The 13,109-nt window shown below is 72.9% G+C and carries 11 protein-coding genes; 10 read left to right on the top strand and 1 reads right to left on the bottom strand.

Going from position 1 to position 13,109, the window contains the following annotated elements; genetic code table 11:
* Positions 1 to 172 precede the first annotated feature (172 nt).
* The 3 genes from ACFYNS_RS11945 (at position 173) to ACFYNS_RS11935 (ending at position 3,733) form a co-directional block, all read left to right on the top strand.
* Positions 173 to 1,672 (top strand): GntP family permease, encoded by a 1,500-nt coding sequence (locus ACFYNS_RS11945; protein ID WP_388602348.1) that lies wholly within the window; start codon positions 173 to 175, stop codon positions 1,670 to 1,672.
* Between the two features lie 249 nt (positions 1,673 to 1,921).
* On the top strand, positions 1,922 to 2,782 hold the full coding sequence (locus tag ACFYNS_RS11940; protein WP_388602346.1) for a serine protease: 861 nt from the start codon (positions 1,922 to 1,924) through the stop codon (positions 2,780 to 2,782).
* A 99-nt stretch (positions 2,783 to 2,881) separates the two neighbouring features.
* On the top strand, positions 2,882 to 3,733 hold the full coding sequence (locus ACFYNS_RS11935; protein WP_388602345.1) for a serine protease: 852 nt from the start codon (positions 2,882 to 2,884) through the stop codon (positions 3,731 to 3,733).
* A gap of 110 nt (positions 3,734 to 3,843) precedes the next feature.
* Here the strand turns inward: ACFYNS_RS11935 and ACFYNS_RS11930 are convergent, their stop codons facing one another.
* Complete coding sequence (locus tag ACFYNS_RS11930) at positions 3,844 to 4,878, bottom strand: chitinase (RefSeq protein ID WP_388602343.1); 1,035 nt, start codon at positions 4,876 to 4,878, stop codon at positions 3,844 to 3,846.
* A 234-nt stretch (positions 4,879 to 5,112) separates the two neighbouring features.
* Here ACFYNS_RS11930 and ACFYNS_RS11925 point away from each other — a divergent pair, with 234 nt between their 5' ends.
* The 7 genes from ACFYNS_RS11925 to ACFYNS_RS11895 all read left to right on the top strand — a co-directional run bounded on the left by ACFYNS_RS11925 (position 5,113) and on the right by ACFYNS_RS11895 (position 13,109).
* A complete protein-coding gene (locus ACFYNS_RS11925; RefSeq protein ID WP_360298585.1) occupies positions 5,113 to 6,468 on the top strand; it encodes an Nramp family divalent metal transporter in 1,356 nt (451 codons plus the stop codon).
* Between the two features lie 159 nt (positions 6,469 to 6,627).
* Positions 6,628 to 7,590: a hypothetical protein gene (locus ACFYNS_RS11920; RefSeq protein ID WP_388602340.1), complete on the top strand. Its 963-nt coding sequence runs from the start codon at positions 6,628 to 6,630 to the stop codon at positions 7,588 to 7,590.
* Entirely contained in the window at positions 7,587 to 8,318 is a 732-nt protein-coding gene (gene cpaB / locus ACFYNS_RS11915) for a Flp pilus assembly protein CpaB (RefSeq protein WP_360298579.1), read from the top strand. Before ACFYNS_RS11920 ends, cpaB begins: the two co-directional genes overlap by 4 nt.
* A gap of 7 nt (positions 8,319 to 8,325) precedes the next feature.
* Positions 8,326 to 10,134 (top strand): CpaE family protein, encoded by a 1,809-nt coding sequence (locus ACFYNS_RS11910; protein ID WP_388602339.1) that lies wholly within the window; start codon positions 8,326 to 8,328, stop codon positions 10,132 to 10,134.
* A 201-nt stretch (positions 10,135 to 10,335) separates the two neighbouring features.
* Complete coding sequence (locus ACFYNS_RS11905) at positions 10,336 to 10,701, top strand: TadE/TadG family type IV pilus assembly protein (RefSeq protein ID WP_388602383.1); 366 nt, start codon at positions 10,336 to 10,338, stop codon at positions 10,699 to 10,701.
* 51 nt (positions 10,702 to 10,752) lie between these two features.
* Positions 10,753 to 12,117, top strand: coding sequence for a CpaF family protein (locus tag ACFYNS_RS11900; protein WP_388602337.1), 1,365 nt, complete (start codon positions 10,753 to 10,755; stop codon positions 12,115 to 12,117).
* Positions 12,114 to 13,109, top strand: coding sequence for a type II secretion system F family protein (locus tag ACFYNS_RS11895; protein ID WP_360301150.1), 996 nt, complete (start codon positions 12,114 to 12,116; stop codon positions 13,107 to 13,109). The genes ACFYNS_RS11900 and ACFYNS_RS11895 overlap by 4 nt, the downstream gene beginning before the upstream one ends.

Genomic DNA, 13,109 nt, shown 5'->3' with positions numbered 1-13,109 from the left:
CCGCCCGCTCGCCCCGCACCCCACCGGTCACCCCCGCCCCGCCCCGGCACCGCCGGGCCGCGGGCGGGCGGTCCGGCGTACCCGCGGGGACGGGAAGCGGGCTCTCGCGACCGCACCGCCGCGGTCCGGGGCCGGTGCGGAGTCCCTCCCGGTACCGAACAACGGAGTTCCCATGCTGCTCGCCGGAGAGGCAGCCCCCCACACGGGCGGCCTGCTCGCGCTCATACCCGGGACCGGGGGCCTGCTCACCGTGGCGGCCCTCGGCATCGTCCTGCTGCTCGTACTGATCATCAAGGTCCGCCTCCAGCCGTTCGTCGCGCTGCTCGCCGTCTCCATCGCGGTGGGGCTGGGCGCGGGCCTGTCCGTCACCGAACTCTTCGGCACCGTCCAGAAGTCCGACGCCGTCTCGATGATCGAATCGGGGATGGGCGGCATCCTCGGACACGTCGCGATCATCATCGGCCTCGGCACCATGCTGGGGGCGATCCTGGAGGTCAGCGGTGGCGCCGAAGCGCTCTCGGCGCGGCTGCTGGGCCTCTTCGGGGAGCGGCGCGGGCCGTTCGCCATGGGGCTGACCGGCCTGATCTTCGGCATCCCCGTCTTCTTCGACGTCGGCATCTTCGTGCTGGCGCCCATCGTCTACGCGGCGGCCAAGCGCAGCGGCAAGTCCATCCTGCTCTACTGCATGCCGATGCTCGCCGGGCTGTCCATGACGCACGCGTTCCTGCCGCCGCACCCCGGCCCGGTGGCCGCGGCCGGACTGCTGGACGTGGAGCTGGGCTGGATCATCCTGATGGGCGTCGTCTGCGGCGTTCCCGCCGTGCTCGCCGCCTGGGCGTACGCGGCGTGGATCGGCAACCGGCTCTTCGTCGCGGTGCCGCAGGACATGCTGGAGGCCGCCGAGGAGGCCAAGCGTGCCGTCGCGGCGGAGAAACGGGCCTCCGGCGCCGGCACCGGCGGCACCGGGTCCGCCGCGGCCGGGGAGGAGGCGGCAGCGGAGCAGCCCGTCGCCCTCGGGACGGTGCTGGCCATCATCGGGACGCCGCTGGTCCTCATCCTGGCGGCGACCTTCTCCTCGCTCGCGCTCGACCCCTCGACGCTCCGCTCGGTCATCGAGTTCGTCGGGCACCCCTTCGTGGCGCTGACCGTCGCCCTGCTGATGGCCTACTACCTGCTGGGACTGCGCCGGGGGTGGAGCCGCAAGTCGCTGGAGTCGGTCTCCACCGCCTCGCTCAAGCCGGTCGGCAACATCCTGCTGGTGGTCGGCGCGGGCGGCGTCTTCGGCGCCGTCCTGCAAGGCTCGGGCGTCGCGCAGGCCCTCGCGGACGTGTTCGGGGACGCGGGACTGCCCGTGATCGTGCTGGCCTACCTGATCTCCCTGGTGCTGCGGGTGGCGCAGGGCTCGGCGACGGTCGCCATCGTCACCACCGCGGGCATCGTGGCACCGCTGCTGGCGCAGAGCGACCCCTCGCAGGCGCACCTGGCGCTGGTCATCATGGCGATCTCGGCGGGGTCCATCTTCGCCTCGCACGTCAACGACGGCGGCTTCTGGATGGTCTCGAAGTACTTCGGCATCTCCGAGCGGGACACCCTCGCCTCGTGGACGGTGCTGGAGTCGGTGCTCTCGGTCGCCGGGTTCGCGGTGGCGGCGCTGGTCAGCATCGTCGTCTAGTCCGCGTCCGGCAGCAGCCCGGCAACGCCGCCCGGCAGCAACGCCGTTCGGCGATGCCCCGGCCGCGGTGACCGGCTTGCCGCGGCAACGCCGCCCGGCCGAACCGCTGTTCGGACGCCCCGGTGCCCGTGCGCCCCCGGAATCGTTTCTCCCGATTCCGGGGGCGCTCTTGTGGTGGCTGCCATCTGGCCCAAGAATGCACGGCGTCGGACCGAACGAACCTTCGGTATCAAGAGAGGAACCCCCACCGTGAACAGACCTCTCGCAACCTCCCTCTCCGCCGCGCTCTTCGGCGCCGCGGCACTCACCGGTATCGCCGCGGCACCGGCCGCCGCCGTCAACCACGACACGGCCGCGCACGGCGCGAAGGTGGCGGCGACGCCCTCCTTCGAGGGCACCGTCGCACTCAGCAACTGCTCCGGCTCGGTCGTCAAGATGCCCACCTCGCAGCCCGACGACCCGGCGCTCGTGCTCTCCAACGGCCACTGCCTGGAGACGGGCATGCCCTCGCCCGGCCAGGTGGTCAAGGACCAGGCGTCCAGCCGCTCCTTCACCCTGCTGACCGCGGACGGCTGGCGGGCGGGCACCGTGCGCGCCAGCAAGGTCGCCTACGCGACGATGACCGACACCGACATCTCGCTGTACCAGGTGCGCTCCACCTACCGGCAGATCGAGTCCCGGTACGGCATCGAGGCGCTCGACGTCGACGCGGCCCACCCCACCCAGGGCCGCGACATCACCGTCGTCTCCGGCTACTGGCGGGAGAAGTACGGCTGCTCCCTCGACGGCTTCGCCTACCGGCTCAAGGAAGCCGGCTGGACGATGAAGGACTCCCTGCGCTACACCGCCGACTGCCGCACCAAGGGCGGCACCTCCGGCTCGCCGGTGATCGACGACGCCACCGGAAAGGTGGTCGGGGTCAACAACACCCGGAACGAGGACGGCGCGCGCTGCACCCTCAACAACCCCTGCGAGGTGGACGAGTCCGGGCAGGTCACCGTCCGCCCGGGGATCGGCTACGGCCAGGAGACCTACATCATCGCGCCGTGCGTGGGCGCGGGGAACAAGGTCGACCTCGACCGTGCGGGCTGCACGCTCCCCAAGCCCTGACGCCACCCGTCCGTGCGGACCGGGGGCTCGGCGCAGGAACCGCCACCACCGTCCCCGCTCGGGGACGGTTCTCCCGCAACCGAGATGAATGAGGAGTACATGAGAAAGTCCCTCGTCGGCACGGCCGCGGCGGCGCTGCTGAGCGCCGCCGCGCTGGTGGGCATATCCGCAGCCCCCGCCGCCGCAGCCCCCGCCCAGCCCACCGCCCACCGCACCCTCTCCTTCGAGGGCACCGTCGCGCTCAGCAACTGCTCGGGCTCCGTGGTCAAGCTCAAGCACTCCCGGCCGGGCGACCCGGCGCTCGTGCTCTCCAACGGCCACTGCCTCCAGGAGGGCATGCCCGGCGCGGGCGAGGTCGTCGTCGACCAGCCCACCAGCCGCGACTTCACCTTGCTGAACGCGGACGGCAGCGACGCGGGGAAGATCCACTCCGACAAGATCGCGTACGCGACGATGACGGACACCGACATCTCGCTGTACGAGACCACCTCCACGTACCGGCAGATCAAGAAGAAGTACGGCATCGACGCGCTGAAGCTCGACGCCAAGCGCCCGCGCGCCGGTCGGGACATCACCGTCGTCTCGGGCTACTGGAAGGAGACCTTCGGCTGCGCGGTCGACGGGTTCGCCTACCGGCTCAAGGAGGCGGACTGGACCTGGAAGAACTCCATCCGCTACACCATGGACTGCCAGACCAAGGGCGGCACCTCCGGCTCCCCGGTGATCGACGACCGCACCGGCAAGGTGGTCGGGGTCAACAACACCCACAACGAGGACGGGGAGCGCTGCACGCTCAACAACCCGTGCGAGGTGGACCGGAAGGGCGAGGTCAGCATCCGCTACCGGAACGCCTACGGCCAGCAGACCTACTGGATCAACCGCTGCTTCGGCCGCGGCAATCAGCTCGACCTCGACGCGCGCGGCTGCGTCCTGCCGCAGCCGGCCGCGTAGTCGCTCCGGCACCGGACGGCCGCCGTACCGCCGACCCGCATTGCCGCGCCCCCGGACCCGAGCGGGTCCGGGGGCGCGGTGCTTGGGGCGCGGTGCTGCCGTGGGCCTGCTCAGGGCAGCGCGTGCACGTGCGGGCCCACGGTGCCCGACCAGCCGTTGCCGGCGCTTGCGTCCCACGCGGTCGACCAGGTCATCGCGCCGCGGATACCCGGCCACTGCTCGTCGGGCGTGAAGCTGCCGCAGCCGGTGCCCTCGGCGAGGCAGTCCAGCGCGTCGGTGACCACGCCCGGGTCGACGTAGCCGGATCCGGCGGCGCTCGGCGAGGCGGGGGTGCCGATGCCGACCTGCGAGGGATCCAGCCCGCCCTCGATCTGCACGCAGGCCAGCGCGGTGAGGAAGTCGACGGTGCCGGAGGAGTAGACCTGGCCGTCGCAGCCGAGCATCGAACCGCTGTTGTAGTACTGCATGTTGACGACGGTCAGGAAGCTCTTGATGTTGAGCGCCGTCGTGAAGTACTCGTTCTGCGGCGACTGCATGTCGATGGTCTGCGGCGCCATCGTGACCACCGCGTCGCCGCGGGCGGCGTGGATCGACTCCAGGGCCTTGGTCATGTAGGTGGCGTCGAGGCCGTTCTCCAGGTCGATGTCGACGCCGTCGAAGCCGTACTCGTCCATCAGCCCGACGATGCTGTCGGCGAAGGTGTCCGCCGAGGCGTCACTGTTCACCGAGACGGTGCCCTTCTCGCCGCCGACGGAGACGATCACGGACTTCCCGGCCGCCTGCTTGGCGGCGATGTCGTCCTTGAACTGCTGCTCGGAGTAGTTCAGGTCCGGGTCGAGCGTGAAGTCCACCTGGCCGGGCGTGCCGGTCGCGTCGGCGAAGGCGACGGCGATGATGTCGTACTCGTCCTGTACCTCGGCGAGCGTCTGGACGGTGGCGCCGTTGTCGAAGTTCTGCCAGTAGCCGGTGACCGCGTGGGCGGGCACCTGGGAGGCGCCGACCCGGGGGCCGGGGCTGTCGGGGGTGCTCCCGGCGTGCGCCGCGGCCGGTCCGAGGGCGACCAGTCCGCCCGCGGCCAGTGCGGCCGAGGCGAGCAGTCCGACGAGGGGGCGCAGGGGGGAGCGGAGTCTTCCGGAACGTGCCACAACTGCCTCCGGTGTGGGGGATGGGAGGTGGGTGGTGCGCATGCGCCGTACAACCTGGTCCAGACCAATGAGGTTGTCAAGGCGTCGGACAGCGCGCACCCGAGGCGCCCCGCCGTTCCGAAGCGCGCCCACTTCGCAGCGCGCAACCCCTTGTGCTGATCGTTCGCAGGCGGTTTCATCGCCTGCGACCTGCACGGTCGTCCCACCCACGAGCGCGCGTTCCGCGGAGGCGTCATGGCAGCGGAGGAGACCGCACCCGGTACGTCCGGCAGTGCCGCACCCGGCACATCCGGCGGTACCGCACCCGGTACATCCGGCGGTACCGCACCCGCGGTGCGCAGGCCCAGTTGGAAGAAGATCGGTCCCGGCGTCGTCGTCGCGGCGACCGGAGTCGGCGCGGGCGACCTGGTCGCCACCCTCGTGGCCGGCAGCAAGTTCGGCTACACCCTGCTGTGGGCCGCCGTCATCGGCTGCATCGTCAAGATCGCACTGGCCGAGGCGACCGGCCGCTGGCACCTGGCCACCGGCCGCACCATCTTCGACGGCTGGCGCGGCCTCGGCGCGTGGACGACGGTCTACTTCGCCGGGTACGTCGTGATCTGGGGCTTCGTCTACGGCGCGACCGCCATGTCCTCCAGCGCGCTGCCGCTGCAGGCGCTCTTCCCGGACGCCCTGCCGCTGAAGGCCTGGGCCATCCTCACCGGGCTGGTCGGGCTGCTGTTCGTGTGGACCAACCGCTATGCCGTCGTCGAGAAGATCATGATGGCCTTCGTCGGCGTGATGTTCCTGGTCGTGGTCTACGTCGCGATCCGGGTCAGCCCCGACCTGGGCGACGCGCTCGCCGGACTCGTCCCCGTCCTGCCGTCCGGCTCGCTCATCTACACCCTGGGCCTGATCGGCGGCGTCGGCGGCACCATCACCATGGCCGCGTACGGCTACTGGATCAACGCCAAGGGCTGGGCCGACAGCAGCTGGATGCGGATGATGCGGCTCGACAACCGCGTCGCCTACCTGACGACCGGCATCTTCGTCGTCGCCATGCTGATCATCGGCGCCGAACTGCTGCACTCCTCGCACCTGGCGCTCGCCTCCGGCGACAAAGGACTGCTCGACCTCGAATCCGTCCTGGAGAAGCGCTTCGGCAGCTCCACCGCCACGCTCTTCCTGATCGGCTTCTTCGCCGCCTCCTTCTCCTCCCTGGTGGGCGTGTGGCACGGAGTCAGCCTGATGTTCGCCGACTTCGTGGCGCGGATCAGGGCCGCCCGCGGCGGTCCGGCCGAGGCGGGCGTCGCCCCGCTCGCCCGCGGCGAGCAGGAGCGCTCGCTGCCCTTCCGCGGCTATCTGCTGTGGCTGACCTTCCCCCCGATGGTCCTGCTGTGGCTGGACCGGCCCTTCGGCCTGGTGGTGGCCTACGGAGTGCTGGGCGCGTTCTTCATGCCCTTCCTCGCCGCCACCCTGCTGTGGCTGCTCAACAGCGAGCGCACGCCCCGCGAATGGCGCAACGGTCCGGTCAGCAACGGCCTGCTGGGGGCTTCCTGCGTGCTCTTCCTCGTCCTGTGCGTGCAGCAGGTCCGCGACCTGCCCTGGTGACACGGCCGACCGGCGCCCCGCGGACTTTCCCGCCGCGGGATTGGCGGGCCGGGTGGGGCGGGTAGTGGTTCGGCTGCGCCCAGTTGCGGGGAACGGTTCCCGGTGCGCGGGCCCATGGCTAGTGTGGTAGCCCGGTGGTGGGCTCCGGGGGAGGCTGATGTGTCGACGGCGTTAGCGGTCACCTGCCCCGATCATCTGCTCGCCGCGCCCGACCGGCACACCCCGCACGCCCATGTGCTCTCCCCGCCCGGGGAGCAGCCGCTGGACGCGGCGCTGGCCGAGACACAGGGCCTGCTGGAGCGGCACGGTCACCTGGTCACCGTCTTCCCCGCCACCCTTCCGCTGCGCCACCGGCACCGGCTGCACACCGTCCGCTCCCTGCTGGAGAGCCGCCGGATCGCCCTGCTGCCGGTCGAGTTGCCGCCGCTGGCCACCGGCGTGCTGGTGCGGCAGTTGCGGCAGCTGTCGCTGTGCGACTTCACCCCCGGAGTGCTCGGTGCCGCGGCCCGCCTGCTGACCCACTATCTGTACGCCGGTGCGGTCCTCGGGTCCGTCGCGAAGCTGGACCGGGTGCCCGTCGGCGTCACCTCGCACGCCCGCTCCTGGCTGCCCGGGAGCCGGTTCGCGGTACTGGCGGCGCCCACCCCCGAAGTGGTCCGGCTCGGCACCCCCGAGGGGGACGCGGGCCTGACCGCACCGCAGTTCGCCACGGAGCTGACCGTCGCACCCGGCGGACTCGCCGCCGACTGGGCTCTGCACACCCTGCCCGCCCGCTGGCGGGTCGGGCAGGTACACCAGGCGCCGTTGCCCCGGGACTCGCCGGACTGGTGGGGCACGACCCGGCTGACCGAGTTCGTGGCCGCCATCCCCGATGTCTCGGTCCTCTACCAACTGGTCGCCTCGGTACGGCGGGACGAGTGCCCCGGGTGCGGCCTCGAACTGATCGGCGACCGCTGTGCGTTCTGCGCCGCCTGGCTGCCGCCCGCGCCTCCCGCCGCCTCCGCGCCGCACGCGTCCGCGGCGTCCGACCACTCCGCGGCAGCCACCCACTCCACGGCGTCGCCCGCCCCGCCCGCCCCGCCCGAGCCCGCCGTCGCCGACCCCCGAGGAATCCGTCCATGAACTCACGCCAGCGCCGCGGTGTCCTCCTGCTGGTCCTCTCGGCCCTGTGCGCCCTCGCCGCGTTCGCCGGAGTGCTGGCCGTCGTCCGGAACGTGGAGTCCAAGGTGGGCGCGGAGACGACGGCCTACGAGCTGAAGGAGGACGTCCCCGCCTACCGGGCGCTGGACGGCTCGCAGTTCACCGAGGTGTCCATGCCGAAGCGGTGGCTGCCCGCCACCGCCGTCACCGACCTGGGCGACATCCGGCGCAAGATCGCCGTCAACCCCCTCAAGAAGGGCTCGCTGCTCCAGTCGGACATGATGGCCGAGCGGCCCGAACTCGAGGCAGGCGAGCAGGAGATCGCCATCATGATCGACGCCGAGACCGGCGTCGCGGGGAAGATCCACCCCGGCAACAGGGTCAACATCTACGCCACCTTCGAGGGCGAGCAGCGCGCCGGAGACGACGGCCGCGGCAGAACCCCCTCCGAGTCCCGGGTCATCGTCAGCGGCGCCAAGGTCATCGACGTCGGCAAACTCACCCCGCTCAAGGACGGCGGGGACCGCGACGAGCGCGCCCGCGACCGCGACGGCGTGCCCATCACCTTCGCGCTCACCACCGAGGACGCCCAGCGCGTCGCCTACGCCGAATCCTTTGCCGAGCACGTCCGGCTCGCCCTGGTCGCACCGGGTGACGACACCGAGGTCCCCGAGGAGGACCGCATCTACACGCTCCCCGGAGACAAGTGAGGCCCCGATGGTCATCCGCATCCAGCCCGTCGTCAGCGACCCGGACGCCGCCCGCCCCCTCGTCACCCTGCTCAGCCAGCTCCCCGACGCCGATCCGGTACCGCCCGCCGTCGACTCGGGGCAGCTGCTGGACTCCCTCGCCCAGCAGGCCGGCGAGGCGCCCGCCGAGCTGCCCGAGGTGGTGCTCGTCCACGAACTCATCGGCCCGATTCCCGCACTGGAACTGATCAGCCAGGTCGCCCTCCGGTTCCCGGCCGTCGCCGTCGTCCTGGCCACCCAGGACACCAGCCCCGCGCTGTACGCGGCCGCCATGGACGCCGGAGCCCGCGGCGTCGCCGGACTGCCCCTGAACTACGACGAGCTGGCGGCCCGGGTCGGCGCCGCCGCGGCCTGGGCCACCGGCGTCCGCCGCCACCTGGGCGGTCCCGAGGACCGAGCCGCCGCGCCGCCCGGCGCCGCCGGACCGGGCGGCGGCACCGTCGTCACCGTCTCCGGGGCCAAGGGCGGCGTCGGTACCACCCTGACAGCCGTCCAACTGGCCCTCGCCGCCCGCGCCGCGGGCCGCAGCACGGTGCTGGCCGACCTCGACCTCCAGTCCGGGGACGTCGCCTCCTTCCTGGACGTGCGCTTCCGCCGGTCCGTCGCCGACCTGGCCGGGATCAAGGATCTGACCCCGCGCGTCCTCCAGGACGCCGTCTACCCGCACGAGACCGGCCTGGGCCTGCTGCTGGCCCCGGACGAGGGCGAGCGGGGCGAGGACGTGGACGAGCGGACCGCCCGGCAACTGGTCGCCGTGCTGCGGTCCCACTACGAGACCGTGGTGCTGGACTGCGGCAGCCAGATGCACGCCGGGAACGCCGCGGCCGTCGAGGCGGCCGACCTCGCCCTGCTGCTGACCACGCCCGACGTGCTCGCCGTACGGGGTGCCAAGCGGATGGTGCGGATGTGGGACCGGCTGCGGATCCGCACGGCGGAGGAGACGCTCGTCGTCGTCAACCGGGCCTCGCGGCAGGCCGAGATCCAGCCGCAGCTCGTCGCCCGCATCACCGGCAGCCCGGTGGCCCGCACGACCGTGCCCGCCCACTTCAAGGAGCTCCAGTCGGCGCTGGACGCCGGGCGGATGCAGGACCTGGATCCCAAGGGCAGCGTGCGGCAGGCGCTGTGGGCGCTGGCGGGCGAGCTCGGAGTGGCCGCGGGACCGGGCGGGGAGCCGCCGCGCGGCCCCGCGGCCCGGCGCCGGTCCCGCGGCGGCGGCCAGGGCGGCGGCCAGGGCGGGGGTGGCCGGGGCGGGGGCGAGGAGGCCGGACACAGACCCGCGCTCGCCCCGCAGGCGCGGCAGGCGCTGCCGCCCGGCCCGGCCTCCGGCACAGTGCCCTCGCCCGGCTCCGACCGGGGAGCCCTGGGCATCCCCCGCCGCCGGGTGCCACCGGAGGGAGCCGCCGGTCGATGGGGCGGCGACCGCGGCTCGCTGACCGTGGAGTTCGCCGGGATGGCGCCGGTCGTGCTGCTGACCCTGGTGCTGCTGTGGCAGTGCGTCCTGATCGGCTACACCTTCTCGCTCGCGGGCAACTCCGCCGACGAGGCAGCCCGCGCCGCCACCGCGGCCGCCGCCTACGGGGATCCGCAGAGCGCCTGTGAGGCGGCGGCCCGCGCACACCTGCCCGCGAAGTGGCGCTCGGACGCCGCGGTCAGCTGCACCCGCGGCGGCACCGTCTGGAAGGCCGATGTCGACCTGCGCACACCGCTGCTGTTCCCGGGGGGCGCGGGTCTGCCGTTCACGGTGAGCGGCGCTGCGGGCGCGGCGGAGGAGGGGTGAGGGGGCATGCCGGGGAGTGCCTGCCGGGGCCTGCCGAACGGCCGGAGTCCGTGGGGCCGCAGAGGCTTTCGGGGCCCGCGAAGCCGCCGGGGCCTGCCGAACCGCGAGGGTCTTCAGAACCACCGGGACCGTCGGGACCCTCGGGAGTGTCGGGACCCACGGGACCGTCGGACCCACCGGGACCGCCGGGAGCAGTGGGCCCTGCGCGGCCGGGCGGACGATCGCGGCTCCAGTGCGCTGGAGTTCGCCGGGATGCTGCCGCTGCTGCTGCTCGTGGCGCTGGCGGCCATCCAGCTCGGCATCGTCGGCTACGCCGTCCAGCAGGCGGGTACCGGCGCCCGGGCGGCGGCACGGGTGGCCTCCCGGGAGGAGACGGCCGACCGGTACGCGGCGGCCGGCCGGGCTGCCATGTCCGACTGGACGGCGGCCCGCAGCAGCTTCGGGCGCGCGGACGGCGCGGGCGAGGTGCGGGTCACCGCGACCGTGTCCATCCCTTCCCTGCTGCCCGGGATGGACAGCCTGGGCTCCGCGTCCCGTTCCGCGACCATGCCGAGCGACCGCCGCTGATGAGCCGGGCGACCGCCGCGACGGAAGGACAGGAATGAGCGAGGTCGGTCCATGAGTCTGCGCTCCCGCATCACCGGGCACGAGAACCCCGCGGCCGCCGGCGCCGGAGCACCGGGGCCGGCCGCCGACAGCACCGGGCACCTGGTGCCGGCCTACCGCGCCAAGCTGCTGGAGGAGATCGACCTCGCCGAGATGTCGGCGCTCAGCCCCGCCGAGCGCCGGGCCCGCCTGGAGCGGGTGCTGGGCCACCTCATCAGCCGGGACGGTCCGGTCCTGGCGACCGGCGACCGCACGCTGCTGATCCGGCGCGTGGTGGACGAGGCCCTCGGCCTGGGGGTGCTCGAACCGCTGCTGGAGGACGGCTCGATCACCGAGATCATGGTCAACGGGCCGGACCACGTCTTCGTCGAGCGCGGCGGGCGCGTCGAGCAGGTACCCGTACGGTTCGCCTCCGAGGAGCAACTGCTGCAGACCATCGAGCGCATCGTCTCCACCGTCAACCGCCGGGTGGACGAGTCCAACCCGATGGTGGACGCGCGGCTGCCGTCCGGGGAGCGGGTGAACGTCATCATCCCGCCGCTCTCGCTGACCGGCGCCACCCTCACCATCCGCCGCTTCCCGCGCGCCTACTCGCTCGGCGAACTGATCGGTCTCGGCACGCTGGACGAGCACATGCTCGCGCTGCTGTCCGCCTTCATCCGGGCCCGCTTCAACGTGATCGTCTCCGGCGGCACCGGCAGCGGCAAGACGACCCTGCTCAACGCGCAGTCCGCGCTCATCCCCGAACACGAGCGGATCATCACCGTCGAGGACGCCGCCGAACTGCAGCTCCAGCAGCAGCACGTCATCCGGCTGGAGACCCGGCCGCCCAACGTGGAGGGCAAGGGCCAGGTGACGGTACGCGACCTGGTGCGCAACTCGTTGCGGATGCGTCCGGACCGCATCATCGTCGGCGAGGTGCGCGGCGGCGAGACCCTCGACATGCTCCAGGCCATGTCAACCGGCCACGACGGCTCCCTGGCCACCGTGCACGCCAACAGCGCCGAGGACGCCCTGATGCGGCTCCAGACGCTCGCCTCCATGTCCGAGGTCGACGTCCCCTTCGCCGCCCTCCAGGACCAGATCAACTCCGCCGTCGACGTGCTCGTCCAACTCGCGCGGTTGCCGGACGGCTCCCGCCGGATCGTGGAGATCGCCCTGCTGGCCTCGCACGGCCGCGAGAGCTTCCAGATCGCGACCGTCTCCCGGTTCGCGGCGCGGCCCACCGGATCCGACGGCCGGGTGCACGGCACGTTCACCCATCTGCCACTGCCCCGCCGCGTGGCCGACCGGCTCTACCTGGCCGGGGAACCGGTGCCCGCCGCCTTCGGTGTCGCCCACTCCGAGGACCAGCTCGCCACCCGGGAGGCGGTGTGACCCCCGACCCGCGCCCGCACGGCACGGCGCTCGCGCTGGACGCCGCCGCCGGAACCGCCCTCGGTGCCGCGCTCGCCGCCTGTGTGCTGGCCGCCGCCGGTGCGCTGCTCTACGCCTCCGGGCGGGCCCGCCGCCGGGCCCTCCTCGACCGGCTCGACCGGGACGGCGGCCCCGCACCCGCGCTGCCGCCCGGCACCGGCGGCGGGCGGCGGCGGTTCGCCGGAGTGGACCGGCGGGTGCGCGCCACCGGCGCGGGCCGCCGCCTCCAGGCGAAGCTCGCCGCGACCGGACTCGACCTCACGCCCGGCGAGTACGTCGTGTACCTGACCGGCCTGGTCGCCGTGCTGTGGCTGCTGGCGTCCTCCGTGCTCGCGCCCTTCTTCGGACCGATCGCCGGGCTCGTCGGGGTGCTGGCCGCCAACGCCTTCCTGGCGCACCAGCGGCAGCGCCGCACCGAGCAGTTCATCGGCCAGCTCCCCGAACTCGCCCGCATCCTCGCGAACGCCACCTCGGCCGGACTCGCACTGCGCACGGCACTGGGCATGGCCGCCGAGGAGCTGGAGGCACCCGCGGGCGACGAGTTGCGGCTGGTCACCGACCAGCTCGCCGTCGGCCGCTCCATCGACGACGCGCTCAACGAACTCGCCGAGCGGCTGCCCTCGCGCGAACTCGTCGTCCTGGTCACCACGCTCGTCCTCGCCAACCGGGCCGGAGGCACCATCGTCGCCTCGCTCCGCAACCTCACCACCACACTGGAGGAGCGCAAGGAGACCCGGCGCGAGGTGCGCACCATGCTCGCCGAGGTCAACGCGACGGCCTTCACCATCCCGCTGCTGGGCCTGGGCGCCATGCTGATGATGAACTCGATGATGCCCGGCGCCCTCGCCCGGGTGACCGGCAGCCCGGTCGGGCAGGTCGCCATGGTGGTGGCCGTCGGACTCTTCGCCGCCGGGTTCCTCGTCATCCGCCGCCTCGGCCGGATAGAGGTGTGA

Source organism: Streptomyces sp. NPDC006925, from assembly GCF_042869575.1.
Classification (GTDB): Bacteria; Actinomycetota; Actinomycetes; order Streptomycetales; family Streptomycetaceae; genus Streptomyces.
This window is presented reverse-complemented; position numbering and strand designations above follow the sequence as displayed.